At 33.7% G+C, this 23,216-nt stretch carries 20 protein-coding genes; 10 read left to right on the top strand and 10 right to left on the bottom strand.

Annotated elements, in window-relative coordinates:
- Positions 1 to 355 precede the first annotated feature (355 nt).
- The 6 genes from BXU01_RS23645 to BXU01_RS08470 form a co-directional block, all read right to left on the bottom strand.
- The gene (locus BXU01_RS23645) at positions 356 to 529 is read right to left on the bottom strand and encodes a hypothetical protein (RefSeq protein WP_165606662.1); all 174 of its coding nucleotides are present in this window, start codon (positions 527 to 529) and stop codon (positions 356 to 358) included.
- Positions 530 to 684: 155 nt separating this feature from the next.
- Entirely contained in the window at positions 685 to 1,275 is a 591-nt protein-coding gene (locus tag BXU01_RS08490) for a dihydrofolate reductase family protein (protein WP_083692786.1), read from the bottom strand.
- A gap of 55 nt (positions 1,276 to 1,330) precedes the next feature.
- Positions 1,331 to 1,726, bottom strand: coding sequence for a VOC family protein (locus tag BXU01_RS08485; RefSeq protein ID WP_083692785.1), 396 nt, complete (start codon positions 1,724 to 1,726; stop codon positions 1,331 to 1,333).
- 44 nt (positions 1,727 to 1,770) lie between these two features.
- The gene (locus BXU01_RS08480) at positions 1,771 to 2,952 is read right to left on the bottom strand and encodes a YCF48-related protein (protein ID WP_083692784.1); all 1,182 of its coding nucleotides are present in this window, start codon (positions 2,950 to 2,952) and stop codon (positions 1,771 to 1,773) included.
- A gap of 164 nt (positions 2,953 to 3,116) precedes the next feature.
- Positions 3,117 to 3,533, bottom strand: a complete 417-nt coding sequence (locus tag BXU01_RS08475) for a hypothetical protein (protein WP_123774002.1) — start codon at positions 3,531 to 3,533, stop codon at positions 3,117 to 3,119.
- A gap of 124 nt (positions 3,534 to 3,657) precedes the next feature.
- Positions 3,658 to 4,512, bottom strand: a complete 855-nt coding sequence (locus tag BXU01_RS08470; protein ID WP_083692782.1) for a hypothetical protein — start codon at positions 4,510 to 4,512, stop codon at positions 3,658 to 3,660.
- Between the two features lie 11 nt (positions 4,513 to 4,523).
- Between BXU01_RS08470 and pyrR the strand changes: the two genes are divergently transcribed.
- From pyrR to BXU01_RS08435, 7 genes are all read left to right on the top strand, one after another.
- Positions 4,524 to 5,063, top strand: coding sequence for a bifunctional pyr operon transcriptional regulator/uracil phosphoribosyltransferase PyrR (gene pyrR / locus BXU01_RS08465; protein WP_083692781.1), 540 nt, complete (start codon positions 4,524 to 4,526; stop codon positions 5,061 to 5,063).
- Between the two features lie 103 nt (positions 5,064 to 5,166).
- On the top strand, positions 5,167 to 5,808 hold the full coding sequence (locus BXU01_RS08460; protein ID WP_083692780.1) for a hypothetical protein: 642 nt from the start codon (positions 5,167 to 5,169) through the stop codon (positions 5,806 to 5,808).
- Positions 5,809 to 5,892: 84 nt separating this feature from the next.
- A complete protein-coding gene (locus BXU01_RS08455; RefSeq protein WP_083692779.1) occupies positions 5,893 to 6,819 on the top strand; it encodes an aspartate carbamoyltransferase catalytic subunit in 927 nt (308 codons plus the stop codon).
- A gap of 119 nt (positions 6,820 to 6,938) precedes the next feature.
- Positions 6,939 to 7,271, top strand: coding sequence for a ribonuclease Z (locus BXU01_RS08450; protein ID WP_083692778.1), 333 nt, complete (start codon positions 6,939 to 6,941; stop codon positions 7,269 to 7,271).
- A 124-nt stretch (positions 7,272 to 7,395) separates the two neighbouring features.
- Positions 7,396 to 8,304: a ribonuclease Z gene (locus BXU01_RS08445; RefSeq protein WP_083692777.1), complete on the top strand. Its 909-nt coding sequence runs from the start codon at positions 7,396 to 7,398 to the stop codon at positions 8,302 to 8,304.
- A 107-nt stretch (positions 8,305 to 8,411) separates the two neighbouring features.
- Positions 8,412 to 9,056 (top strand): pyridoxamine 5'-phosphate oxidase, encoded by a 645-nt coding sequence (pdxH, locus tag BXU01_RS08440; protein ID WP_083692776.1) that lies wholly within the window; start codon positions 8,412 to 8,414, stop codon positions 9,054 to 9,056.
- Between the two features lie 168 nt (positions 9,057 to 9,224).
- Positions 9,225 to 9,731 (top strand): CAP domain-containing protein, encoded by a 507-nt coding sequence (locus BXU01_RS08435; RefSeq protein WP_083692775.1) that lies wholly within the window; start codon positions 9,225 to 9,227, stop codon positions 9,729 to 9,731.
- Positions 9,732 to 9,853: 122 nt separating this feature from the next.
- Here the strand turns inward: BXU01_RS08435 and BXU01_RS08430 are convergent, their stop codons facing one another.
- From BXU01_RS08430 to BXU01_RS08415, 4 genes are read right to left on the bottom strand one after another with little or no spacing between them, the layout of a single operon-like run.
- The gene (locus tag BXU01_RS08430; protein WP_083692774.1) at positions 9,854 to 11,791 is read right to left on the bottom strand and encodes an OmpA family protein; all 1,938 of its coding nucleotides are present in this window, start codon (positions 11,789 to 11,791) and stop codon (positions 9,854 to 9,856) included.
- A 12-nt stretch (positions 11,792 to 11,803) separates the two neighbouring features.
- Positions 11,804 to 12,721 carry a type IX secretion system membrane protein PorP/SprF gene (locus BXU01_RS08425; RefSeq protein ID WP_083693272.1) on the bottom strand — a complete coding sequence of 306 codons (918 nt, stop codon included), beginning with the start codon at positions 12,719 to 12,721 and terminating at the stop codon, positions 11,804 to 11,806.
- Between the two features lie 34 nt (positions 12,722 to 12,755).
- The gene (locus tag BXU01_RS08420; protein WP_083692773.1) at positions 12,756 to 18,554 is read right to left on the bottom strand and encodes a gliding motility-associated C-terminal domain-containing protein; all 5,799 of its coding nucleotides are present in this window, start codon (positions 18,552 to 18,554) and stop codon (positions 12,756 to 12,758) included.
- Between the two features lie 37 nt (positions 18,555 to 18,591).
- Complete coding sequence (locus tag BXU01_RS08415; RefSeq protein ID WP_083692772.1) at positions 18,592 to 19,143, bottom strand: hypothetical protein; 552 nt, start codon at positions 19,141 to 19,143, stop codon at positions 18,592 to 18,594.
- 498 nt (positions 19,144 to 19,641) lie between these two features.
- On the opposite strand from BXU01_RS08415, the gene BXU01_RS08410 reads away from it, so the two are divergent.
- From BXU01_RS08410 to BXU01_RS08400, 3 genes are read left to right on the top strand one after another with little or no spacing between them, the layout of a single operon-like run.
- The gene (locus tag BXU01_RS08410) at positions 19,642 to 20,127 is read left to right on the top strand and encodes a histidine phosphatase family protein (RefSeq protein WP_083692771.1); all 486 of its coding nucleotides are present in this window, start codon (positions 19,642 to 19,644) and stop codon (positions 20,125 to 20,127) included.
- A gap of 7 nt (positions 20,128 to 20,134) precedes the next feature.
- Positions 20,135 to 22,216, top strand: a complete 2,082-nt coding sequence (gene ppk1 / locus BXU01_RS08405; RefSeq protein ID WP_083692770.1) for a polyphosphate kinase 1 — start codon at positions 20,135 to 20,137, stop codon at positions 22,214 to 22,216.
- 30 nt (positions 22,217 to 22,246) lie between these two features.
- Positions 22,247 to 23,137 carry a Ppx/GppA phosphatase family protein gene (locus BXU01_RS08400; protein ID WP_055096572.1) on the top strand — a complete coding sequence of 297 codons (891 nt, stop codon included), beginning with the start codon at positions 22,247 to 22,249 and terminating at the stop codon, positions 23,135 to 23,137.
- Positions 23,138 to 23,216 lie beyond the last annotated feature (79 nt).

The raw sequence follows: 23,216 nt of genomic DNA, 5'->3' as shown, positions 1-23,216 counted from the left end.
ATGTTTTTTTTTATTAAAGCTGGAATAACTGCGAAATTTCAGATTTAATTATATACGCTGTTGCCTCTAAAAGTTTTAAATCTTACACGAAAAGACTTTTTTAGAGTAATTAAATTATGAAGTAATAAGGGAGGTAAAATTGAATTTAAACTCAATATTTAATTCTTTTTATTGAAAATTAGAATAAAAAAAAGGATTGAATGTAAGGGAAAAAGTTTTGGCAATTATTACAATTAATTATGTTGCCAAGAGTTGAATATCTAAGTTTATCTGTGTGAAGTATTGAATACAAAATATAAAAGAGACTTAAAAAAGAAATCCCGTTCACCTTAAATGAACAGGATTTTTTTATGTTTTATTTTTTACCAAAAAGCTTAGCGAATATAAAGATGATAATCGCAACAATAAAGATTACGATAAATATCCCGAATCCCATTCCGGCTTTAAAAATGTCTCCAATAACTTCGCAACTTGTAAATGAAAATAGTATTACGAATACCATTAACAAACGTGTAATGTTCTTTTGCATGATTTTGCTGTTTTAATTGTTTTAAAAAGAATTTTGTATTCTAATTATCGTACAATAAAATTACTTCAAACAGCAAAAAAATGTCTTACACAATTAAGTTCAAAAGTTCTATGATTTGGATTAATATCAAAATTATATTGATTTAAGTTTTATTTTTAGGCTCCAATAGTACCGGTTTTTACTTTTCCCGCACATGTATAATTGGCAATAATTACTCCATTTGGTGAAACGGTACTTTCTGTCAATCTAAAAGATGTTGGAATTGCATCATTAAACAGTTTTTTTCCTTTTCCAAGTGTTAAAGGATAAATTTTGAGCCAAAGTTCGTCTACTAAATCATGCTGAAGTAACAGTTGAACAAGTGTAGCACTTCCCCAAACCTTAATATCAGATCCTGCAGAATCTTTTATTTTTCTAATATCTGAAATATTTTCAAGAAAAACAGAGTTTTCCCAATCTGAATGCTTTCTGGTCGAAGACAAAACATATTTTCTAACCTCATTAATTCCAGGCCATAAATCTGCATGTTCCGGCCAGTAAGACTCAAAAATATCAAAGGTTTTTCTGCCCAGTAATATATCTGCCGGTTCCATCTGTTTTTTTATGATTTTTCCGGAAACTTCATCACCATATGGCGCAACCCAGCCTCCATATTCAAAACCTCCGGATGTATCCTCTTCAGGTCCGCCCGGGGCTTGCATTACTCCATCAATTGTAATCATTGATAACACGATTATTTTTCTCATAATAAAAGGTGTTTTTGTTTATCACATATACTTAATAAGAATTTAATATAAAATGTTACAACATTTCGATGAGCTGAATTTTATTCCCGCAAGTATCATCTAAAATGGCAATTTTTACATTTCCCATTTCAGTTGGTTTCATGCTGAAATCAACACCAAGATTAATCAATCTATCATATTCTTCCTGTAGGTTATCTACATTCAGTTGCGTATACGGAATCCCAGCTTCAAATAAAGCGCTTTGATAGGTTTTGGCAGGTTCAAAATGATTGGGTGCAGGTTCTAATAAAATTTCAACTCCGTCTGGTTCCTCTTTAGAAACTACTGTTAACCATCTGTTATTTTCGCCTAAAGGCACATCGTGTTTTTTTATAAAACCCAATTTCTCCGTATAAAATTGTAATGCCTTTTCCTGATAGAGAACAGGGATCCCTATGACTTTTACTTTCATAATTTTATATTTTAAACTGATTACTTTACTGCACTTTACTCATTTTATTTTTTTATAATTAATTTTTTGGTAGCTGAAAATCGACCCGCTTTAATTTCAACAATATAAACACCATTACTTAAATCTTTTACATTTACAGTTCTTTGATTCTCATTTAAAACCTTAGATTTTACTATAACGCCATTTACATCAATAATATTTATTTTTAAAGTTAAATTTTCATTGTTGTGATAATCTACTGAAAAAGAATCAGATGTAGGATTTGGATATACCATAACCACAGCATCTTCTTTGATATTTTCAGCAGTACCTAAAGTAGGAACATCAGTAATTATTTCTCCTTGATTTGTCACGGCAATAAATCTGTTATTAATGTAGATAATATCATTTATAGCTTTAGCAAAACTTACTCCGGAAACTTCTGGTGTCCATGTTGCTCCACCATCGATAGTTTTAAACATTTTTCCCTGAGTACCTCCTGCATATCCTGTTGATGCATCTTTGAAACAAATACAAGTTAACCAGTCAGTAAATCCTGTATTTAGGGCAGACCATGTTTGTCCGCCGTTAGTTGTTTTAAGTATCGTACCGGTTCCTCCGGCTATAAAACCTGTATTTGCATTTAGAAAAAAGATATCATATAGATTTTCCGTAGTTCCGCTCGCTATTGTAACCCAGGTTGCACCACCATTTGTTGTTCTTTTAATTTTACCTCCGTCTCCAACACAGATACCAGTATTCACATCAAAAAAATGTACTTCTTCTATTCCTGTCGTTAAACCTGAAGCCTGAGTCGCCCATGTTGTTCCGCCATCGGTTGTTTTTCTGATCGTTCCTGCATCACCAACTGCATATCCGGTATTTACAGTGGGGAAACTTACAGAGAGTATTGCATACGGACTTGCATTTGGATTCTGATTTGTCCAGGTTAAACCTGCATCAGTAGTTTTTGCCACAATGTTATTATTGCAGCCATAATACCCTACAGTTGCACTTGGAAAAGAAAAACTACTTATTAAAAAATTGCTAATCGATTTTGATGTCCAAGTTACGCCACCATCAGTGGTTTTTAAAATGGCAGTATTTCCGCCAATATATCCATTTTGTGCATCAAAGAATTTAATAGCCCATAAATTTCCGGCGTATGGCGATGTAATTTTAGTCCATTGTGCATGGCTGTTTTGTAAAACAATTAAAGATAATACTAAGAGTAATTTTTTTTTCATATTTACTGTGTCCGTGTTTATGGTGTTGACGCCTCACATTATTAAAGGTTGAAAATAGAAATATTTATTATGTAACGTTCTTGAACTTTGTGTTGATTTTGATGAAGCCAAATTACTTAATTTTTGTATTATTCTTCTTAAAAATATTTGTTTTTTCAATCTTATCAATATTCTTTTCGTTCAAATAATAATATTCTGTTTAGATCTTCTTCAATTGATTCCAAATAATCATTTTCGGTTAAATATCCGTCATAATATTGTTTCCACGGAGAAGTCTGATCTTCATTAGAATTCAAGTATTTTTGAATATTATTTAATAAGAGTTCGCGATTAAAAATTGGCGTATTAAAATTTTCAATGCGATTATATTCTTCCTTGTTAAGCAGAATATTATACAGCTTCTCTAAATTAATTTTGAAATTATTTTTGCCTAAAACTTCAATGGTATATTCAATATCTGATAATTGTGGATCGATGTATAAATTGAAAATTGGCGTTATAACATCGTAAGGTTCTCCCCAGTCAAATTTCTTTTCTTCAATATAACAATGTGGGAATGTGGTTTTATTGATGTAAATCATTTTTTTTACTTGAGTTATTCGCTTTGTGGACATCTATGCTATGGTTGTCAATATATGCGCGATCCGGTACGACAGAGTTCTTATGAATTTATTGGATACATATTTGTATATGATTTTCTTGGTTTTAAATATTTAAATTCTCTTCTTGTTGAGGAGTAAAAAAGAAAAAAATAATTGAAATAGAGACCCAAAGTGTTATTGAAAAAGATATTATTCCCGATATAGTTTCAATTTGAGTTTTCCATAAATTACATAGCATTAAAATAACTATCAAAAAGGGGAGTATTCCTATTATGAAAAAAGGTATTAATAATATAAATCCAATAACAGTTAGGGAAATTGTCTTTCTAGCTGTAATAAATGATGCGAAATTTCCAATTGAATTGGGAAGATATAGTCTATAAAGTGTGTTGTTTAGTAGTTCATCTTTTGATTCAGAATTAATTAAACTACTTGTTAATTGCGATGTAATTTCCTTTAGGCTATCATGTAAATCTTGTCTATCTTTCCCAATGCGAAAGAGATTGAAAAATAATGTGGAAAAAATAATAGGTATTAGTTGAATAACTAAATTTGCTGGATTTGTTATTGTAAGTATACCTAGGGAAACGTCAGATAATGATTTATAATCTACAAAGAAATAAAGAGTAATCAAAATCAATAAAATAAGTGTTTGTTTTTCTTCTTTTTTTATAACTTCTTGTAAATTGTTGTAAAGCTTTTCTCTGTAATCAATAAGGATTTCCTTTTCATTATTTTTTATAAATTCTTTTAAATGATTTCGATTTATCATATTTGAAAAATATTGAATTTTTGATGTTACTAAAATGATTTTATTGACTTTAGATATTAAATATAGAAAGATACCAAAAATCCATTTCCTATATTCAAAATTCATTACAATTTCAAAAAAAAATATTTCCCCACTCAACACCCCAACAAATAAATTCTGATTTCGTATATTTGTCCAACCAAACATTACACTTAATTATGAGCCAAAAAGTATTACTTAATTCAAAAGAAGTTACTATCATACTCCATCGTTTGGCTTGTCAGTTGATCGAAAAACACCTTGATTTCTCGGATACTATTTTAGTGGGAATTCAGCCAAGAGGCGTTTTTTTAGCTGAACGTTTAAAACAAATATTAGAAAACGAATATCAGGTTCCTGAAATTTCTTTGGGATATCTTGACATCACATTTTTTAGAGATGATTTTCGTCGTACTGATAAACCGCTGGAAGCCAATAAAACACAAATAAATTTTATAGTCGAAAACAAAAAAGTCATTTTTATAGATGACGTATTGTTTACCGGACGAAGCATTCGTTCTGCCTTAACCGCAATTCAGTCTTTTGGGCGACCTTCAGAAATCGAATTGTTAGTGTTAATCGACAGGCGTTTTAGCCGCAATTTACCTATTCAGCCCGATTATCGTGGTCGTCAGGTTGATGCAATTAATGGCGAAAAAGTAAAAGTGAGCTGGAAAGAAAATGAAAGTGAAGACGCCGTTTACCTGATAACGAATTAGTGTAATCGTTAAATCGGTTAATTGTTTAATCGCAAAAAAAAGACGATTAAACAAACAATCAAAGAATCAACAAATAAACGGTTAAACAAATAAACAATAAAAAATGACTGAGAACGAAACTTTTATTTACGAATCAATTTTTAATCAGGTCAGAATGGGATTTCTTTCTCTTGATGAGATTCAGGAAAACATACTGGAAGAAATTGAAGACAACGAATTTGAAGACGAAATCTCAGAAGAATGGGCTTTTGATAAAATAAGAGAAGAATACCAAAAGTTACTTGCAGAAAGTAAACTATGGATAAGTCCAACAGATACTGAAAGACTAATAAAAGCGTTTGATGAATTGGGTGATGAAAATATCATTGCACTTCACAACGCAGGTTACACCACAACCGACGGTGAATATGAAGTAGTTGAGGTTGAAAGGGAATTACAGGAAAACGAAGTAGAGTCTGATGGTTATTGCTTTTATCACGAACAAGATTTGGCGAGAGCAATCGATCTTGAAAATCCGGGTTTGTATATCGCTTTTCAAAAAGTAGATAATTCAGATGATACAATTACGATAGAAGTTGGAAAACGAGTTGCCGAAGTTTTAATAAATAACGATTTTAAAATAAAATGGGACGGCTCTGCAAGAACTAAAATTGAAATTCCGGGCTTTAGATGGCAAAAGATTTTTGATGAAGACGCAAGAGATCTTCAGGATTACAGTGAGGTTGTAGACAGGATGGTTCAATAGAGTAGCTGCTCTTAAAAAAAGTATGGAAAGGCTGAATGTTTCAGTAATTTAGTAATTTGACAATTAAATATTAAAGAAATAAAAATGAAAGAATTAAGCGTAAATCATTTATTAGGAATAAAATACATCAACGAGAATGATATTAACCTGATTTTTGAAACTGCCGATCATTTTAAAGAAGTCATTAACAGACCCATTAAAAAAGTTCCTTCATTACGAGATATTACCATTGCTAACATTTTCTTCGAGAACAGTACCAGAACAAAACTTTCGTTTGAGTTAGCACAAAAACGATTATCAGCAGATGTTATTAGTTTTTCTGCCGCACAGTCTTCGGTTAAAAAAGGTGAAACCTTAATTGATACTGTAAATAATATCCTTTCCATGAAAGTAGACATGGTTGTAATGCGCCACTCCAACCCCGGAGCGGCTTATTTTTTATCCAAAAATGTCAAAGCAAGTATCGTAAACGCCGGAGACGGAGCACACGAACATCCAACACAAGCTTTATTAGACAGTTATTCGATTAGAGAAAAACTAGGTGATGTAGCTGGCAAAAAAGTAGTTATTGTAGGTGATATTCTGCATTCCAGAGTTGCCTTATCAAATATATATGCGTTGCAAATGCAAGGTGCAGAAGTTAAAGTTTGCGGACCAAAAACACTGATTCCGAGATATATCGAATCTCTTGGGGTTACGGTTGAACCTAATTTAAGAAAGGCCCTGGAATGGTGCGACGTAGCGAATATGCTTCGGGTACAAAACGAACGTATGGATGTGAATTTTTTCCCGTCAACACGTGAATACGCACAACAATACGGAGTAGATAAACCATTACTGGATTCTTTGGCAAAAGAAATTATAATCATGCACCCGGGACCAATAAACAGAGGAGTAGAGATAACCTCAGAAGTGGCAGATTCAGATCATTCAGTGATTTTAAATCAGGTTGAGAATGGTGTAGCAATTAGAATGGCAGTGATTTATTTACTGGCTTCTAAGATTCAATAGTTTTAGTTTTCAGTCTCAGTGAAAACCGCAACCGAGACTGAAAACTGACACTGAAAACTGTTACCGCGACTGCGACTGAAAACTAAAAAAATTGTACCTTCGCTTTTCAATATTATAAGATGAAAGTAGATCAAAAAGGACATACCGTTACGATTAAAGATACTCAGAAAGATTTTAAATCTTTTCTGGAGAAAGTAACACAGCAATTTAAAACCTTTGAAAAACAAAATATTATAATCGATTTATCAGCAGATGCCGGATTGTCTGAAAGTGATTTAAAGCTTTTTTTACCACTTGCCAAACAACAAAAAAAAGCCAAAAAGTCTTTTGTAATTGTAGTCGATGATCTCGACTTTAATGCTATATCTGATAAATTAACTGTGGTTCCATCTCTTTTAGAAGCACACGATATTATCGAAATGGAAGAAATCGAAAGAGACTTGGGTTTTTAGAAAATTGGATAATTGTTTAACAGTTTAGTCTGTTAATCGTTTCACTGTTTAATCCATTTTAAGGTTAAACAAATTACCAATTTTACGATTAAACTAAATAAACAATTAAACGAATCAACAAAAATTGAAGCTTACTATACTTGGCTGTTATGCCGCAACTCCCAGAACGATTACAAACCCCACTTCGCAGGTTTTAGAAATCAAGAACAGATTATTTTTAATTGATTGTGGCGAAGGAACCCAGGTTCAATTGCGTAAAAACAAGATTAAATTTTCAAAAATTAATCACATTTTTATTTCGCATTTACACGGTGATCACTTTTTTGGTTTAATAGGTACTATTTCGACTTTTGCACTTTTAGGACGCACAACTGATTTGCATATTTATGGACCAAAAGGAGTAAAGGAAATCATTACTTTGCAATTAAAATTATCCAATTCCTGGACTACTTACGATCTTTTCTTTCATGAATTAGAATCGAAAGAAAGCGAAGTTATTTTTGAAGATAACAGAGTGATTGTAAAAACGATTCCGCTAAAACATCGTGTTTACACCAACGGATTCTTGTTTCAGGAAAAACCAGGAGACAGAAAACTAAATGTCGAAGCTGTTCAGCATTACAATATACACACCGCATATTATCAAAAAATAAAAGGTGGCGGAGACATAACACTTGATGATGGAACAGTAGTCGAAAACAAGAAATTATCTTTTGACCCAATTCCGGCATTGAGTTATGCTTTTTGTTCTGATACAGTTTACAATGAAGATATTATTCCGATTATAAAAGATGTAGATGTTCTGTACCATGAAACTACATTTCTGGAATCTGAAGCCGCTTTGGCTCAGAAAACATTACATTCTACTGCAAAAGAAGCAGCACGAATTGCATTGAAAGCAAATGCTAAACAATTAGTTTTAGGTCATTATTCTACACGATATGATGGAATTGAGCGTTTTAAAGAAGAAGCACAAGAAATTTTTCCGAATGTACTTTTAGGAGATGACGGGAGAAGTTTTGAGTGGGAATAAATTAAGTTGCTGTCCCGAAGTTTCGGGATTCTGAGAAACTAAGTTACTAAGTTTAAAAAGTCCAGCGAAATCTAAAATCTAAAATCAACAATCTAAAATCCTCAATCATGAACGATTTAAGCAATTATAGAAAATCTTACGAGAAGAGCGAACTATTAGAAACCAATATTCCGGAGGATCCTATTAATCTTTTTAACAGATGGTTTCATGAAGTAGAAGATTTTGGCGCAAGCGGAGAAGTAAATGCAATGACCGTTTCTACAATTGGACTGGATGGTTTCCCGAAATCAAGAGTAGTTTTATTAAAGAAATTTTCTGAAGAAGGTTTCATTTTCTACACCAATTATAATTCTGAGAAAGGAAAAGCAATTGCTGCAAACCCTCATGTTTGTTTGTCTTTTTTTTGGCAGGAAATGGAACGTCAGGTAATCATTAAAGGAATTGCACAAAAAACTTCTGAAAACATATCCGACGGTTATTTCGATTCGCGTCCTGACGGAAGTAAATTAGGTGCAATCGTTTCAAATCAGAGTGAAGTGATTCCATCAAGAACTTTTTTAGAAGAAAACTTAAAAAAACTCGAAGCAGAATTTGAAGGAAAGCCAATTACCAGACCTGATAATTGGGGCGGATTTTTAGTGACTCCATTAGAGGTAGAATTCTGGCAGGGAAGACCTAACAGATTACATGACAGGATACGTTATCAAAGTCAGTCTGATTTTTCATGGAAGATTGACAGATTGTCTTCTTAAATGTAAGAAAAACACTTTATATAATAGATTTATGATGCATTTCATCGATTAATTTTGTAGTTTACCGATAAATTAAATATGTTTGAAGAAGAAATAAACGATTTAATTTATAAAAATTTATTAAGGAATTTGCCCCAACATTTACTTTAATATTAACCTGCACTGATTATGAAAAAGATGATGTATGCCATGATGTTCGTTGTAATTTTTATTACAATGAACTCATGCTCTGCAGATAGCGCCGAGGCAACAGAAGAAAATAGTACTACGACCCAAACTCTGATCACGAACTACACTTATAATGACTCAGAGATCGAAACCATGAAACTTATTAATGATTATCGTGTAAGTATTGGTTTAAATACACTGGAAAAAATAAATCACGTATCGTTTAAATGTCAGGAGCATAATGCTTATATGATTGCAAACAATGTGGTAGATCATAATGATTTTACTTCAAGATCTAATAATATTATGAGCGTTTTAAGCGCTAAAAAAGTAGGCGAAAATGTAGCTTATAATTATAAAACATCAGAAGCCGCCGTAAAGGCATGGCTGGAAAGTCCCGGACATAAAGAAAACATTGAAGGGGATTATACTCATTTTGGTTTATCAGTAACAACTGATTCTAAAACGGGAAAAAAATATTACACGAATATTTTCGTTAAAATTTAAATATTATTGGACTGGTTGGTTTTTAGTAGTCGTTGTAGATCCTTGATTTACAACGGCTTTTTTTTTTTAGCTGTCTGAAGATTCTCAGACAGCTTTTTTAAAAATAGGATACTCTTAATTAACTATAATCCTGTAATAATAAATTCACTTCTTCTGTTCATTTGATGTTCTTCTTCGGTACAATTTACACCGTCAGAACAACTATTTACCAGTTGGGATTCTCCATAGCCTTTTCCGGTTAACCTGTTTGCGGCAATACCGTTTTTTATCAGCCATTGCAGGGTAGATTTTGCTCTTCGGTTAGACAAAGCTTCATTATATTGATGTGTAGCCCGGCTGTCAGTATGTGAGCGAATATCGAGTTTCATTGTTGGATTATGGTTTAATACATCCAGAATTTTCTCTAAATCTATTGCAGCTTCTGTTCTGATATTGGATTTATCGAGATCAAAATAAATCATTTTTATACCAAAGCATTTTCCAAGATCATCGCCAATAGTAACTTTGCAAGTCGATTTATCCAACGCAATAGGAAGGCTTGTTTTTCCGGTAAGTTTTCCAATAGTTATCGTTACTTCTTTTGTGGTATAATCTTGTTTTTCAGCCCTTACATTATATGTTTTACCACATTCGACAGCAAAACTGTAAAATCCCACAGCGTCAGAAATAGTGGTGTTTTTTATAGTTGTTCCCTCATATAAAGTAACCTTGGTTCCTGGTAAAACAGCAGCTGTTTCTGCATCTGTAATGATTCCGTTTAGTTCTTGTATACATTGTAGTTTTCTGGTTTCCAGAAATTTATAAATATCATCAGAACCTTGTCCGCCATCTTTATTAGAACTGAAAAATCCTCTTCGGGAAACCGGATCAATAATATACGCAAAATCATCTTTAGGAGAGTTTATATCACTTCCCACATTTTGAATGCTGCTGATGGTTCCGTTATCTTCAATTTTCCCCACAAATACGTCGAGTCCGCCCAATCCGGGATGACCATCTGAAGCAAAATAAATTTCATTTTCGCCCGTAATATAGGGGAATGTCTCTTTGCCTTCGGTATTAATACTTTTGCCAAGATTAGTTGGCGGTCCATAACTTGAATTGCTATTGATACTCACTTTATAAATATCAGATTCCCCGACGGTTCCCGGCATATCTGATGCAAAATATAAAGTTTTCTCATCAGGACTTAATGCAGGATGTGCCGTACTATAATTGTCACTGTCAAAAGGAAGCTCGGTAATGTTTGTCCATTTGTCGTTTTCAAACGTAGCTTTATAAATTTTTACTAACGTTATTTTGTTGTCATCTTTTCCTTTTTTCCCGTTTGCATAATTGTTTCTTGTAAAATAAACTGTTTTTCCATCTTTGGTAAAAACCGGAGATGATTCGTGAAATTTGGTATTAAGAGAAGTCTTAAATTTATTTACTTTAGAAATACTAGTATTGTTTACAGTATCAATATCTGCAAAATACAAATTGGTAAAATATTCATTTGTCCATTTGTGTTTGCGTTTCGAAAAATTTCCGGTATCCCTCGCCGAAGCAAAATAGATTTTGTTATCGTAAACAAATGATCCATAATCAGAATATTTAGAGTTGATGCCGGCATCTTCAATTTTATAACGTCCTGAATTTGCTTTTATCTCATCGAGATAATTAACATCTTCTTTATAAAGTTTTCCTCTGTTATCGTTTTTAAATTTAGCGTTAAATTCCGTTAAGATCTGGTTGGCTTTATCAGTTTGCCCCGTTGATTTTAAAGACTGAGCATATCGGTAATAATATTCAGGCTCAACAGAAGAATTCAGTGCAAAAAGTTCGCTATACCATTTTACAGCTCCGTCAAAATCAGAATTGAAATAATATGAATTACCTAGTTTTTTGAACATATCCTCAGATTTATATCCTTTATTGGCCACGCGTTCGTAGGTTTTAATAGCATCGATATAAGCATAACTGTCATATTTTTTATCTCCGGCAGTTACTTTCGATTGTTGCGAATAACTGTCAAATGAAAAACAGATCATTGTTAAGCAAAGAAGTATATAATTTTTCATAATCATTTTATTTTAAAAGAAACGAGGGGTTGTCAGTTTACCGTTGTTTTTTATGAATTCGTAACGCAGGAATATTTCATGTGATCCTGAATTATAATTGTTCAGATTGGTGGTTTCACGATCATAACCATAGCCCAGATAAAGTCCGTCTGTAATCTGAAAACCTACCATGGCACTTACAGAAGCACTCCATCTGTAAGCTACACCCACAACAAATTTTTCTATGAACATAAAGTTGGCCGAAACATCTACCTGGAGTGGTGCACCTTCTACTATTTTGGTTAATACTGCCGGTTTGAATTTTATATATTCTAATTTGTCAAGATCAAATACATATCCTGCCATCAAATAATAATTGATTTTATCCTTAAAAATGGCAATGTCATTATCATCATATCTATTGGTTTCGATAAAATTAGGAACTGATAATCCCATATAAGCTTTATTGGAATGCCAATATACACCGGCACCTACATTTGGTGAAAATTTATTGTCCAGATCCTGAAACTGCGGATCGCCCTGATTCTCGGGATTTAATTTATTGATATCAAGATTGAATAAATTGGCTGTTCCTTTTATCCCAAAAGACAATTTGAAATCTGGCGAAGTCTGAATCGTATACGAAAGATCTACAGAAAAATTGTTTTCGTTTGTTGGGCCAATTTTATCATTTATTAATGAAACACCAATGCCAATATTACTATTATTGATAGGTGTATTGACAGAAAAACTGCTAGTTTCCGGAGCTCCGTCAAGACCAACCCATTGTGTACGATACAATCCAAAAACACTTAAAGCTCCTCGTGATCCCGCATAAGCCGGATTAATATTGATGGTGTTGTACATGTATTGCGTAAATTGTGCATCTTGTTGTGCATAACCTGCAATACCTGCAAACAGTATAACGATGAAAAATAATTTTGTTCTCATAGTAGATATTATTAAATTATTATTACTATCGATTTTATTTAGATAAATATAAATACCCATCTTTTTTATTATTTTGAAGGATATTATTTCCGTCTAATGATTTGTAATTCACAATGTAGAAATAAGTTCCGGTTGGTAATCCGTCAGATTGTTTAACAGTTGTTCTTCCTCTTGATGTTCCGTCAAACGCATTGGTTGTATTATTATAATTATCAGTTTCAAAAACTAATATTCCCCAGCGGTTATATATTTCTACATTATTTTCAGGATAACACGTTATATCATCAATACTGTCAATTCTGAAATAATCATTTATGCCGTCACCATTAGGGGAGAAAGCATTGTGAACGATAACATTTCCGCAGGCCAATACTTTACAATCATCATTTATTTGCATGTTAAGGAGGATACTTCGAGGACAATTCTGGTCTGTTATTCTATATTCAAAAGTGTAGTTACCAAGTGCCAGGCCAAACGCATTTAGTGTATTTCCTTGTATAGAATTACTGTTGCTGGTATCAATCCAGGATCCCGTTAGAGGTGTGTTTTCAGGTAATAAAGAAAGTAAGTTTATCAGTGTTGAATCATTATTACAGGCAGAGATCGCTATGTTGGTATTTCCGTTTGGGACCACAATTACCGTAACAGTGGCGGTATCGCAATTATCAGGACTTAATTTGTCGCAAATTTGATAACTGTATTCATAAGTTCCCGCTGGCGTTAAACTTGATACCGTTACATTCCCTAAAGTGTCAAAAGTTATGTTTGGATCTGTCTTTACAGCATTATTATTTTGAGTTAATAATGTAAAGTTCACAAGATCTAAAGAAGCTTTTGTTAAACCTTTAAAGTCATTGCTTAAAAGATTTCCTGCTAATCCAAATGTGTTGCAGCCAATATTTGCATAAACATCATCTGTGGCAACAACCGGAGTTGGTGGAGCAGGAGGTGCTGATATTGTAATGGTTACAATGGCAGTATCACAATTGTCTGTCTGGTCAGCTTCGCAAATTTGATATACCATTGTCAAAACACCGGCAGGCGCATTTGGTAAAACATCTACAGAACCATCAGGATTTAATTGCAAAAACGCATTTGGTGTTACTGTGGTAATAATCACATCAGAAGCTGTTACAACTATTTCTTCGAGTGTATCATTATGCAAGACATTAATCACATTTGGAGTCGTAATATTTCCTCCAACAATTGGACCCGGTGTATCATCATTAGCCACAATATCAGAGTAAACTTTACAATTCACTCCAAAGTCAGCATTTAAATGAACTAAATCCTCTGGACTGATGTTTACAATATATCCACCAGCGCCTCCAGTTATACCACAAATGGTATGTAATTGAGATTTAGCTGTTTTATTTATTGCTTTTTTGTCTGTAATCGACGGAAGAACTTTTACTAAACCTGTTGCGCCTAAATTTGTAGCAACAGCATCAAGATTAGCATCTTTTACTAATTTTATCCTGTATTCTCCATACGGATTTGTAGTTTCAGGTCTGTTTCTCCAGAATCCTTCAATACCTACAATTACTTCAGCGTGATATCCGTTAGGACCGTCAATAATTACGTTAGGACTTAGTGCATTTCCAAAACCACCGGCATTTAATTCGCCAACATTTAATGGTCCGGCATAACTTCCGTCACCGTTAAGATCAATCCATTCCCATTGACTGAAGTCGATAGCACCATTTTCGTCCGGAATATTTTTAGTAACAACGCCATCATTATTGGCATCATACCATTCATCCTGAATTCCGTTAGTATTTGTGTCATACCAAACATAATCTCCAAGAACCGGAAGAGTTGATTTTCCATATTCAAAATTATGCTGTTGAAGTTTACAATCTTCAAGTGTCGTAAAAAACAAACTTGAATCGATAGGATATAATTGATACGCACTATTTAAATTAGCATCTTGAACCTGAACTAAATAACTTCCGGCAGACATGCCTGAAAAACTATAAAAACCATCAGTACCAGTGATGCGTAATAAAATTGGTCCAGTTGTAGCACCTTGAGGAACTAAGGTTACAGGTACGTTTGCAAGTGGAATATTAGTGTCTTTGTTTATGAGTTGTCCGGATATTTTAATCGTATATGCAGGTTGTGTAATTACAACTACAGCAACTGCAGAACAAGTTTGATTTCCGGTATTTACAGATGATGTTGCTGTAAGTGTGTATGTTCCGGCAGGTAAATTGCTGTTTCCAACAACTTCGTTATTTTCATTTTTTACAACAACAATAGCTCCCTGACTATTAGTAATTATGATTGAACCATCTTTTCCGCCAAAACAAGTTACGTTCGAGGCAACTCCGGTTACAGAAACTTTGTTTTCGACAGTAAAAGTTTGTTTTAATTCTGTTTTATTTCCGGCGCAATCCGTCAAAGTATACGTTCTGGTCAGGATATAAGCATTTCCGTCGCAACCGCTTCCACCATTATCAGTATCGTTTACGGTAATATCGATAGCAGTACTGCAATTATCAGCGGCATCTTTTATATCACTCGCATTTCCCACAGGAATATCGGCAATAGTTTGCAGATTAGTAACATCTGTAGGCGCAGTTCCGGTTGGAGGAGTCGTATCTCGAACTGCTATAATCTGACTATAACTGGCTTTATTTGCGCTGCAATCGCTAGTAGTCCAGGTACGTGTTAAAGTATAATTAGTGTTACAGCCATTCTGAATATCACTTTTAATTTCACTGAAAACGATTGGCAAATTATCATTACAATTATCTGAAGCTTCGATATTTGCAGGTTCCGGAACAGCATCACAAGACACAGTAATGTCCAACGGAAGATCTCCAGTAAAGGTTGGCTTTGTAGTATCCTGAATTGTAATTACTTGCGTGAAAGTATCAGAAGTATTTCCGCAATCATCTTTCACTGTCCATATATTGGTGTAAGTTCCTGCATTCGAACAATCAGCAGAAGCTACAAAAGCACTACTAACTTTTATAATATTCGAAACATCGGCATCACATAAATCTGAAGCTGTAGGGAATAACGCTTGCGCGGAAGTTAAAGCAACTGCATCACTGCATTCGATAGTTTTATTTAAAGAAGAAATAGCAGTTGTCCAGGTTGGAGCAGTAGTATCCTGAATCGTAATTACTTGCGTGAAAGTGTCCGAAGTATTTCCGCAATCGTCTTTCACAGTCCATGTATTGGTGTAAGTTCCCGCATTCGAACAATCTGCAGAAGCAACAAAAACTCCACTAACTTTTATAATATTCGAAATATCAACATCGCATAAATCTAAGGCCGTTGGAAATAACGCTTGCGCGGAAGTTAAAGCAACTGCATCACTGCATTCGATAGTTTTATTTAAAGAAGAAATAGCAGTTGTCCAGGTTGGAGCAGTAGTATCCTGAATCGTAATTACTTGCGTGAAAGTGTCCGAAGTATTTCCGCAATCGTCTTTAACCGTCCATGTATTGGTGTAAGTTCCCGCATTCGAACAATCTGCAGAAGCAACAAAAACTCCACTAACTTTTATAATATTCAAAACATCGGAATCGCATAAATCTGAAGCCATTGGAAATAACGCTTGCGCGGAAATTAAAGCCGTCGCATCACTGCATTCAATAGTTTTGTTTAAAGAATTAATTTGAGTTGTCCATGTTGGCGCAGTAGTATCCTGAATTGCGATTACTTGTGTGAAAGTGCTTGAAGTATTCAAACACACATCTTTTGCAATCCACGTATTGGTGTATGTTCCGGAATTTGCGCAGGAACCCGCAACAAAATTTCCGCTGGTCTTAGTATACGTTACTGTTCCTCCACAATTATCGGTAGCAACCGGAGCTTGGTTTTGTGCAGTTGTTAATCCTGCTGTATCACTGCATTGCAAAGTTGTGTTTAATGCTGTTGAAGTCGTTGTCCAAGTTGGAGCTGTATTATCGATAATGGTAATTACCTGAGTGAAATTGGTCGAAGTATTCAAACACACATCTTTTGCAATCCACGTATTGGTGTATGTTCCGGAATTTGCGCAGGAACCCGCAACAAAATTTCCGCTGGTTTTAGTATATGTTACTGTTCCGCCACAATTATCGGTAGCAACCGGAGCTTGGTTTTGTGCAGTTGTTAATCCTGAGGTATCACTGCATTGCAAAGTTGTGTTTAATGTTGTCGCCGAAGTTGTCCAGATTGGAGCAGTAGTATCTATAATAGAGATAGTTTGCGAAGCCGTAATACTTCCACAAGCTGTCACAACTTTAAAAGTTCTGGTCACAATTGTTGGGCAAGTACCTGTAGCAACGTCAAAATATGATATTGTGTATGTTCCTAGTAAAGCACTATTTGGTAATGATCCTCCTGCAGCGACTAATTGTGCCAAAGTAATAATACTATTTGTCGTACTGTAAGCAAGTCCGGTTATAGCACCAGTTCCACAACCCGAAATACTTGCGTTTGCAGGCGCTGTAAGTGCTGCAGCAGGACTTATCGAAACTGTTGATTCTGCTGAGGTTAATTCACAATTTGTTGTGCCATTTTTGACTTTCACTTTATAAGCGCCACTAGCTGTTGCAACAAGTGTAGCTGAGGTTTGTCCTGCTAAAATAACATTATCTTTATACCAAACGTAAGTTGGAGAAGTTGCATCTGTAGTAGCTGTTAATGTAGTAGATCCGCATGCCGATAAAATTCCTGTAATTAATGGCACGCACGGAACAAAATAACTGGATGTATTAATAGCTTTAGAATCATTGGCACAAGATGAATTTTGATAATTCAAGGTCGATGTACTCACAATCTGATTTCCACAGGCAGTTCCGGTTGGTGTTAATTGATAATTTAAAGTAATGGTTTCCGAATTCAAAAAATCAGTATTCCAGGTAATTACCTGTCCGGATAATGAAGCTGTTCCTTTACTTGTTGTAATCGAACCTATTGTAAAACCCGGAATTACAGTTTCCTTTGTAATTAAATTTTGGGCAACCCATGAAATCTGAGTTGCGATTTGATTGTATATGGAGGTTAAGTTCGCGCCGCTTTGCGTAATATATGCCGGATTTCCCTGTATACCGTCTAAAGTAAATTTAGCAATGTTTTGTTCACTGTTATTCGTATTTATATTGCCACTGATACCTCCAAAAAGGCCAACAGAAAAAAGTTGATTGTTGTACACAACGCTTGATTTTGTTGTTGTTTTTGCATTTGTCGCAGCATTTATGGCATCAGTAACACATTGCGATGTTTTACTAATATTACAAGTAGTATTTCCGTTAGTTCCTGTTACGTTTGCTACACCATCAGTGAGTAAAATTATAGCTCTTGCACTGCTGCAGTCAAATCGGCCATTGGTTTCTAATTCAGTTTCTGATCTAACAATTCCTCCATAAAGATTGGTTGAGTTAGTCGCTTGCAAATTATTAATCTGAGTGGTTATGGCAGCAACACCAGCAGCATTCAAATAAGTCAGTCCTATTTTTAAAGACGCAGTTGTACTGTACGCGACAATTGCAATTCGGTTCTGAGGATTTACTTTTGCCTGCGTAACAAATGCCAGTGCAGCATTTTTGGCATAATCCATTGATGTTTTAAAATCGCCCGGAATAGTATAACCCATACTACCGGAAATATCAATAGCCAAAACAACATCTGAATTTCTCGTAATAGGGTTTGCTCCCGTAATATCTACTTTTACATTCACAATACCACAATTGGCTGTATTTGCGGTTATGGTTTTATTAGTTGTTATTGATTGTGCTAAACCAATTGAAGACCACAGAAGAAATAATACAGCAAAGTATATTTTTTTTATATCTAGTAAATAACTGCTTAAAGAGAGTAATAGTTTTTCCATTTTAAATTATTTTAAGGGAATACTTGATATATTTATTTTAATCATTAATCGGATTAATGATGTAAGTGTGTAAAACAGTATCTACAGCATAATTGATACAGTTTTTTGAGGTAGCGGTAATCTGGTCACAAGACCATTTTTGTATAGAAGTCCCGGCGGGCACCGTCACGTGTATATAAAAACTTAGTGATTGTCCGGGGTTCAAAGTGATTTCAGTAAGAGAGTTTCTTTCAGAGTCTATAAAATCAGTATTAATTGTCACATTTCCTGTAGTTGAACTTCCATCTGTGTTGGCACAGGAAGAATTGATGTTTTTACTGCTTAAAATAAAAGTATCAGTAAAAGAGCTGTTGTTTGTAAGTACCATCGCATAGTAAGTTCCCTCAAGAGGAGTACTTCTTATGTTTCCGTTATTTTCAACTACCAATGTGGCGTTGCACGAAACAGATTGAGCAAATGAAATTGTAGTTACCAAAAAAAGAAATAAGGAAAACAAGTTTCTGCGAAAAATGTTTTTTTTGAAAGAAAAAATAAACTTACAATTGTTAACAAATTTCACTGCTTTTTCAAGTGTAGTTTTAGTTCTCATAACTTAGGTTTTTTGTTTTTGTTATTGATTTAATTTTAACAGAATCAAAGTTATAGAGAGTGTTAACTTTTGATTTTTTTTGTCTGTAACTAACCTAAAAACTCGTTTAAGTGTATGATTTTTGTTAAATAAAGCTATAAAAATTGTTTTTTTATGTGATTTTCAACAAATAAAAAAGTAAGTATTTTTTGATTTTTTACTCAAAAAAGGAATTTTTTAAATATTTTAAATGATTAATAATCAGATATTTAGTTAATTTATTGTAAATATTCATAAATCGACCAACTGTTTGTTTTAGCAGATAAAGAACATCTTTTTATCAAAAGGGCATATATTTATTTTTTAAGAAAATTAAGTTTGAAGAAACATTTATTCTTGTTAAAATTTCTATTTAATGTTAACAGAAATAAAAAAAAGGGAGGGTTTGATTTTTCTTTTGTAAATTAGAAGTTCAATAAAAAATAGTAACCTTAAATAAGGTTTATAAACTTGCTGCTTATGAAAAATTTAATTTTAATACGACATGCTAAATCAAGTTGGGAAGCACCTTTAAAAGATTTTGACCGACCTTTAATGAAGAGAGGGATTTTAGATGCCCACGACGTGTCTTCTCATATTTCAAAGTTTCTCCCTAAGACCTATATTATCTGGAGCAGCACAGCGGCAAGAGCCTCAGAAACGGCACTTATTTTTGCTCAAAATATTTCATACCCTATTGAAAGTATCGTTTATAAAGACGACCTTTATACTTTTGATGATAAACAGCTCGAAAAGGTTATCAAATCATGTGATAATAGTTTCGAAAGCGTTATTCTTTTTGGACATAACGAGGCTATTACAAATTTTGTTAATAAATTTGGGGATGTTTTTATCGAGAACGTTCCTACTTCCGGCTTTGTGTCATTACAGTTTGATGCAGAAAGTTGGAACACCATCAATAAAGGTAAAACTCATAAAACAATTTTCCCCAAAGATTTAAAATAATAATAAAGTGTACGAACAGAAATATATCGATAGAGAAAAAAGTTGGTTAGCGTTTAATGCAAGAGTGCTTCAGGAAGCAGCAGATAACACAGTTCCGCTTTTAGACAGACTGCGTTTTGTTGGGATTTTTTCGAACAATTTAGATGAATTTTTTAGAGTTCGGTATGCTGCTATTAGACGATTAAGCCTTTCAGGAATTTCCGGAGAAAAATATTTAGGTGGCGTTTCTGCTCATCAGTTAATTAAGGATATTACTGAAATTGTAATTCAGCAGCAATCTGAAAGTTTACGTATTTTAGGAAATATTGAAGCCGAACTTGAAGCCGAAAATATTTTTATTATAAACGAAGATCAAATTACACCGGATCAGGAAATATTTCTAAAAGACTTTTTTACCCAAAGATTAAGTCCGGAATTAGTGACTATTATTTTGAATGATTTGGCCGAATTTCCAATTCTAAAAGATACTTTGGGATATCTCGCCGTTCGTTTAGAAATGAATACAAACGATGAAGTTCGTTATGCTGTAATCGAAATTCCAAAAACCATAAACAGATTCGTAGTTCTGCCATCGCACGATGACAAACACTATGTTATTTTAATTGATGATGTAATTCGTTACAACCTTAAAAACATATTTAATATTTTCGATTATAAAAGTGTTTCAGCACATATGATCAAAATAACCCGTGATGCACAGTTGGATATTGATAGCGATTTGAGTAAAAGTATGCTCGAAAAAATTGCAACATCAGTGAAAGACAGACGAATAGGTGAGCCGGTACGTTTTATATACGATAGTCTTATCGAAGAAGATACACTTCATTTCTTCCTGGATAAAATGAAAATTGTAGAAACAGACAGTATTATTCCCGGAGGAAGATATCATAATCGTCGTGATTATATGGGTTTTCCAAACTTAGGAAGATACGATTTACTTTATAAACCAAACGAACCATTACCAATTCCGGGTTTAAGTCTGGGAGGAAGTATCCTGGAAAAAATCAATAAAAAAGATTATTTACTGCACGCGCCATATCAATCTTTTTCCTATTTGACTAAATTTTTGCGTGAAGCAGCTTTAGATCCCAAAGTGACTACTATAAAAATCACTTTGTATCGATTGGCAAAAAATTCGCAAGTCATTAGTTCTTTGATTAATGCCGCAAAAAATGGTAAACAAGTTACTGTTCAAATCGAGCTTCAGGCACGTTTTGATGAAGCAACAAATATCTCGTATGCAGAACAAATGCAAACAGAAGGTATTAATCTTATTTTTGGAATAAAAGGGCTAAAAGTACACAGTAAAATATGTGTGATAGAAAGAGTTGAAGAGGGAAAAACACGTCGTTACGGATTTATTTCTACAGGAAATTTCAACGAATCTACAGCAAAAATATATACAGATGTGACACTTTTAACCTGCCATCAGGGAATTTTGAAAGACATTTCTAAAATATTCGAATTTTTCGATATCAATTACAGAGTACACAGATACAAGCACTTAATTGTATCACCACACTATACACGAACAAAATTTATTAAACTTATTGATCGTGAAATTCTGCATGCATTAGCAGGTAGAAAAACCCATATTAAATTAAAAATGAATAGTTTATCTGATTTTAAAATGATCGATAAATTATATGAGGCCAGTAATGCAGGCGTAAAAATCCAGCTTCAGGTAAGAGGAATTTGCTCCCTGATTCCGGGAATTCCGGGAATGAGCGAAAACATTGAAGCCATAAGTATCGTCGATAATTACTTGGAACATTCAAGAGTCTATATTTTTGGAAATGCCGGTTTAACCGAAGTTTATATTTCATCTGCAGATTTTATGACCAGAAATCTTGACGGAAGAGTTGAGGTAACCTGCCCAATTTATGACCTTGAAATAAAGAAAGAACTAATAGATAATTTTAATATTGCATGGAAAGGGAATGTTAAAGTGAGATATCATTCCTATAAACTGGATAATAAATACAAGCCGCGAAATCATCATGCCCCGTTTAGAGCCCAGCTTGAAACCTATAAATATTATCAAAATAAGATTTTAGTATTAGAGCAGGTTCCACAAAAAATAAATTAATAAAAAATAAAATTCAAATCATAAGTGAGCATGATTAATATAAAGAAACTTGCAGCAATAGATATTGGATCAAATGCCATGAGGCTTCTAATATCAAATGTTGTAGAACAAGATGGCAAAGAACCCCAATTTAATAAAAGTTCGCTTGTTCGTGTGCCAATTCGTTTGGGACAAGATGCCTTTACAGTTGGAGAAATTTCAGAAGAAAATATAGATCGAATGGTCGATGCGATGAAAGCATTCAACCTTTTGATGAAAGTACATAAAGTAGAGCGTTATATGGCGTTTGCGACCTCGGCAATGCGTGAAGCTTATAACGCTAAAGAAGTTGTCGAAATAATTGAAAAAGAAGCCGATATAAAAATCGAAATCATCGATGGTAAAAAAGAAGCAGCAATTATTGCATCTACTGATTTACATCATTTATTAAAAACTGACGAAACCTATCTTTTTGTAGATGTTGGTGGCGGAAGTACAGAGTTTACGCTCTTTTCTGACGGAAAACTGGTTAATTCCAGATCTTTTAAAGCTGGAACAGTTCGTTTATTAAATAATATGGTTCACGATGTAGTTTGGGATGAAATCGAAAAATGGATTAAAACAAACACAGCAGGTTATGAAGAAGTAACCTTGATTGGTTCAGGCGGAAACATTAATAAGTTATTTAAAATGTCCGGAAAACAACAAGAAAAACCACTTTCATATATTTATATTAATTCACAATATGCATTTTTAAACTCTTTAACTTACGAGCAAAGAATCGCCGAATTAGGTTTAAATTCAGATCGTGCCGACGTAATTATTCATGCGACCAGAATTTATCTGAATGCCATGAAATGGAGTGGAGCGCGCCAAATTTATGTCCCAAAAATAGGACTATCTGACGGAATCGTAAAAGCAATGTATTACGGCAAAATTTAGAAAAAAATCACCCACAGATTAAACGGATTAGAAAATTTTTTAAAATCCTTTTAATCTGTGGCAAATAAATACAAGAAGA

It is taken from the genome of [Flexibacter] sp. ATCC 35103 (genome assembly GCF_001975985.1).
Classification (GTDB): domain Bacteria; phylum Bacteroidota; class Bacteroidia; order Flavobacteriales; family Flavobacteriaceae; genus Flavobacterium.
This window is presented reverse-complemented; position numbering and strand designations above follow the sequence as displayed.

Bases quoted from the DNA above. Each gene is read 5' to 3' on its own strand.
- BXU01_RS08450 (WP_083692778.1), top strand. From the start codon at position 6,939: ATGAAAGTAGATCAAAAAGGACATACCGTTACGATTAAAGATACTCAG.
- BXU01_RS08430 (WP_083692774.1), bottom strand. From the start codon at position 11,791: ATGAAAAATTATATACTTCTTTGCTTAACAATGATCTGTTTTTCATTT.
- pdxH (WP_083692776.1), top strand. From the start codon at position 8,412: ATGAACGATTTAAGCAATTATAGAAAATCTTACGAGAAGAGCGAACTA.
- BXU01_RS08455 (WP_083692779.1), top strand. From the start codon at position 5,893: ATGAAAGAATTAAGCGTAAATCATTTATTAGGAATAAAATACATCAAC.
- BXU01_RS23645 (WP_165606662.1), bottom strand. From the start codon at position 529: ATGCAAAAGAACATTACACGTTTGTTAATGGTATTCGTAATACTATTT.
- BXU01_RS08485 (WP_083692785.1), bottom strand. From the start codon at position 1,726: ATGAAAGTAAAAGTCATAGGGATCCCTGTTCTCTATCAGGAAAAGGCA.
- BXU01_RS08490 (WP_083692786.1), bottom strand. From the start codon at position 1,275: ATGAGAAAAATAATCGTGTTATCAATGATTACAATTGATGGAGTAATG.
- BXU01_RS08410 (WP_083692771.1), top strand. From the start codon at position 19,642: ATGAAAAATTTAATTTTAATACGACATGCTAAATCAAGTTGGGAAGCA.
- BXU01_RS08415 (WP_083692772.1), bottom strand. From the start codon at position 19,143: ATGAGAACTAAAACTACACTTGAAAAAGCAGTGAAATTTGTTAACAAT.
- BXU01_RS08460 (WP_083692780.1), top strand. From the start codon at position 5,167: ATGACTGAGAACGAAACTTTTATTTACGAATCAATTTTTAATCAGGTC.
- BXU01_RS08400 (WP_055096572.1), top strand. From the start codon at position 22,247: ATGATTAATATAAAGAAACTTGCAGCAATAGATATTGGATCAAATGCC.
- BXU01_RS08470 (WP_083692782.1), bottom strand. From the start codon at position 4,512: ATGTTTGGTTGGACAAATATACGAAATCAGAATTTATTTGTTGGGGTG.
- BXU01_RS08425 (WP_083693272.1), bottom strand. From the start codon at position 12,721: ATGAGAACAAAATTATTTTTCATCGTTATACTGTTTGCAGGTATTGCA.
- BXU01_RS08435 (WP_083692775.1), top strand. From the start codon at position 9,225: ATGAAAAAGATGATGTATGCCATGATGTTCGTTGTAATTTTTATTACA.
- BXU01_RS08480 (WP_083692784.1), bottom strand. From the start codon at position 2,952: ATGAAAAAAAAATTACTCTTAGTATTATCTTTAATTGTTTTACAAAAC.
- BXU01_RS08475 (WP_123774002.1), bottom strand. From the start codon at position 3,533: ATGATTTACATCAATAAAACCACATTCCCACATTGTTATATTGAAGAA.
- pyrR (WP_083692781.1), top strand. From the start codon at position 4,524: ATGAGCCAAAAAGTATTACTTAATTCAAAAGAAGTTACTATCATACTC.
- BXU01_RS08420 (WP_083692773.1), bottom strand. From the start codon at position 18,554: ATGGAAAAACTATTACTCTCTTTAAGCAGTTATTTACTAGATATAAAA.